At 72.5% G+C, this 3,570-nt stretch carries 3 protein-coding genes and 1 pseudogene; all 4 read left to right on the top strand.

The features are described from left to right. Positions 1 to 228: 228 nt before the first annotated feature. Positions 229 to 1,143: a 2-dehydropantoate 2-reductase gene (locus G3I65_RS38375; RefSeq protein ID WP_160700436.1), complete on the top strand. Its 915-nt coding sequence runs from the start codon at positions 229 to 231 to the stop codon at positions 1,141 to 1,143. A 153-nt stretch (positions 1,144 to 1,296) separates the two neighbouring features. Then, positions 1,297 to 2,139 (top strand): ESX secretion-associated protein EspG, encoded by an 843-nt coding sequence (locus G3I65_RS38370; protein ID WP_160700435.1) that lies wholly within the window; start codon positions 1,297 to 1,299, stop codon positions 2,137 to 2,139. A 20-nt stretch (positions 2,140 to 2,159) separates the two neighbouring features. Continuing rightward, positions 2,160 to 2,627, top strand: coding sequence for a hypothetical protein (locus G3I65_RS38365; RefSeq protein WP_160700434.1), 468 nt, complete (start codon positions 2,160 to 2,162; stop codon positions 2,625 to 2,627). Positions 2,628 to 2,635: 8 nt separating this feature from the next. After that, a pseudogene (locus G3I65_RS38360) lies at positions 2,636 to 3,570 on the top strand (hypothetical protein); the annotation flags it as partial.

The following is a 3,570-nucleotide window of genomic DNA, read 5'->3' as shown; positions in this document are numbered from 1 at the left end:
TCCGGCGACGCGGCCACCGGCGCTCGGCCGCCGGACCCGCCGCCGGCCGAGACCAGTACCCCGGCCGTCAGCGCGGCGGCCGTGAGCCCCGCACCCGCGAGCGTCCAGCGGATCCGTGTTCCCATGCCCGTCCAACGGGCCCCGGCGCCGGATCGACCTGTCCGTTCGCTGTGTCTTGCTGTGGGAATACTGTGCCCGCCGCCCGGCGTACGTCATGGGGTGAGCGACTTGCGGATTCTGGTGGTGGGTGCCGGCGCGACCGGCGGGTACTTCGGCGGGCGCGTGCAGCAGGCCGGCCGGGACGTCACGTTCCTCGTCCGGCCCGGCCGGGCGAAGGTGCTGAGGGACAGCGGCCTGCGGATCGTCGGGCTCGGCGAGGAGACGGCGCTGACGCCGTCGCTCGCCGAGACCGGGACGCTCGACCGGGCCTACGACCTCGTGTTGCTGGCCGTCAAGGCCGCCGGCCTCGCGGCGGCCATCGACGATTTCGCCCCCGCGGTCGGGCCGGAAACGCTGATCCTGCCGTTCCTCAACGGACTCGCCCACCTCGACGCCCTCGACGCGCGGTTCGGCGAAGGCGCCGTGCTCGGCGGTGTCGCGAAGGTGATGACCACCATCGACGACGACGGCGCGATCCGGCGGCTCGGGCCCTTGCAGCACCTGGCCTACGGCGCCCGCACCGAGCCCGCCCCGGCGCGGCTGGCCGACGTCGGCGCGGCACTGGAAGGCGCCGGGTTCCCCGCCGTCCGAAGTGACCGGATCACCGAGGCGATGTGGGCGAAATGGGTGTTCATCGCCGCGATCGGCGGGATCAACAGCCTGCTGCGCGGCACGATCGGCGACGTCGTCGCGGTGCCCGGCGGCGCGGAGTTCGCCGAAGCCGTCGTGGCCGAAGCGGCCGCCGTCGCCGAAGCGGCCGGGTTCCCGGTGCCCGCGGCGGACCTCGAAGCCACGCGCAGGACCGTGACGGACCCCGCGATGGGGGGATCTTCGCTCTACCGGGACCTGCTCGGCGGTCACCCGGTCGAGGGCGAGCAGATCTTCGGCGATCTCACCGCGCGTGCCCGTGCGCTCGGCGTCGCCACGCCCCTGCTGGACCTCGTCAGCCTGCAGCTTCGCGTCCACCAGCACCGCATCGGGTGAACCGGTCACGGACGGCGCTTTGCCCGGGCAGTCCAGGGGATCGTGGTCTTTCGGGCACCCGCGTGGCGGTGCCGTCCGGGCCCCGTACCGCACTGCTACTCTTCGTAAGGAGAGTTGCTTGAAGGTTTGACGACGAAGAATCGGCGAGGGGAAATGGCGGAGCGGTTCGAGTTCGTCCTCGAGGTCGTCGAAGCCCTCATAGTCGGCCGGGCCACCGGCGGTGACGTCCGGCGGTACCCGCTGCGCGCGGGCAACCTGCCGACGGACCCGGTGCGGTTCGTGCGGGTCGCGCGTCAGGTCTACGACGCGCTCGAGGAGCGGCGGCTTTCGGTTTCCGGTGAGCTGCACCCCGGCGTGCGCACGGCGTTCGAGCTGCTCGCCGAGCCCCGGGTTTCGGTTGCGGTGAGCGGGATCGACGGCCTCGGCGCCGACGTCGCGGTTCTCGTGGTCACCGACGGCGCGCAGGCACTCGGCGTCACCCAGAACCCGGACACCGACGAACTGCTGTTCTCGCTGTTCGCCGACGAGGAGCTCGTCGAGGTCGTCACGGGTGTGCTGCCGCCCGCCCCGGCCGCGACCACCGGCAAGCACGTCGTGCACCGCGCCGCCGGGCGCGAAGTCTCGGCCATGACGGCGAAGCGCATCGCCGACGCCGAGTTCGAGGAAGAGGAAACCGACGCCTTCGGCATGATCGAGGTCAAGGCCGTGGTCCGGCCGGGCCGCCGCCCGCCGGCGCGGAAGCCCTCGGACGTCGCCGTGCTGGAGCGGGTGCTCGCCGAACCGCGGCTGGGCGGCGGCCACATCGCCGTCACCGCGCAGGGCCGCCGCGGCGAGCGCGTGGCCGGCGAACCGCTGAGCTGGCTGGACACCGCCGACGGCCGCTACCTCGTGCACACGACTACCGGCGAGGCAGGCGAGCTGACGGCGGAATACGTGCCGGCCGGCCGGGCCGACCTCGCCCGCGCGATCCGCGACGCCATCGCCGCGGTGTACTGACCGGAAAGGGAACAGTCCTGATGACGGAAGAGACCCAGGCGGTAGCCCAGGCTCTCCAGGCGACGACGCAGCTGCAGACCGCGACCGAACCCGCGCAGAAGGCCATGGCCGTGGCCCGCGTGGGGCTCGCCGGCGCCCAGCTGAAGCGGCTCGCGCAGAGCGGCGGCTTCGCGATCGACGACACCACGGGCAACCAGCTGATCGAGGCACTCGAAGGCGTGCTCGAGTCGCTCGAGCAGCGCTGGGCGAACCTGCAGCGGCTGCACGACGCGCCGGCCATGAGCCGCACCGCGACCGGCCAGTGGGTCTCCGCGCACATGGTCAACACCGCCGCGGACGACCACGGGCTGGTCACGCAGCTGCAGGCCGCGCGGCAGGAGTTCCCGACCTACATCGAAGCCATCAGGCTGGCCAAGAAGAACTACAAGTCCCGGGAAGAGAACACGCGCGCGACGCTGACCTCCCTCCCGACCGCCGACCAGAGCTGAGGGAGACCGTGGCACCCACCGCCGAGTCCGTCTCGGACCCGTCGTCCCCGGACTACAACCCGCGCAGCCCGCTCTACGACGTGACGGCCGATTCGTCGTCGAAGTACTACGTCGGGCCGCTGACCACGGACAAGTCGCCGTCCGGCGACGAAATCCGCGAAATGGCCACCCGCCAGGTCGACGACGAGATCCGGCGCGGCTGGCTCGGCCCGGTCGTCGACCCGGTGCTGCGCGACAAGAAGATCCAGGAGCTGTACCAGCAGCACCTCGACGACGCCAAGCACGGCCTCGACGAGGGCCTCACCATGCGCGAGAACGGCGGCGCCCCGAAGACGCTCTGGGCCAACGCCACCCACGAGCAGATGAACGAGGCCATCACGCAGGACGCCAACCCGGCGACCGTCGCGGAGACCTCGGAGGAGTGGGTGCGGGTCGGCAACGACCTGGGCACGCACCAGAAGACCCTCGCCGACGCCATCAACGCGAGCACCAGCAACTGGCAGGGCGACGCCGGTGACGCCGTCCGCGAGCACCTCGCCGGGGTCGGCAAGTGGCTGGGCGCGACCGCGCAGGGCGCGACGCTCGCCGGCCGTCAGCAGGAGATCCACTCCCAGGCGCTCAACGAAACCCAGCGCCAGATGGTCGCGAACCCGCCGGTCCAGTTCGACCTGCAGAGCACCAACCAGCGCCTGATGTCGATGACCGACCCGGTGCAGTACGCCGCGGCGGCCGGCGAGGCGATCCAGACCTACCGGGCCCAGACGGCCGCGCGGGACCACGCCGCGCAGATCATGACCCAGTACGACGAGACCATCGGCGCGGCGGTCGCCACACCGAGGTTCCCCGCCCCGCCGAAGCTGCCGACGGCGACCGCGACGCGGCAGCTGACCGGCACCCGGGCGGACGGCGGTGCCGCGGCGAGCGCCGAGCAGCCGCTGCTGGC

It is taken from the genome of Amycolatopsis sp. SID8362 (assembly GCF_010550475.1).
In the GTDB taxonomy this organism is placed as follows: Bacteria; Actinomycetota; Actinomycetes; order Mycobacteriales; family Pseudonocardiaceae; genus Amycolatopsis; species Amycolatopsis eburnea.
Note: the sequence above shows the minus strand (reverse complement) of the source record. Positions and strands in the feature narration are given on the sequence as shown.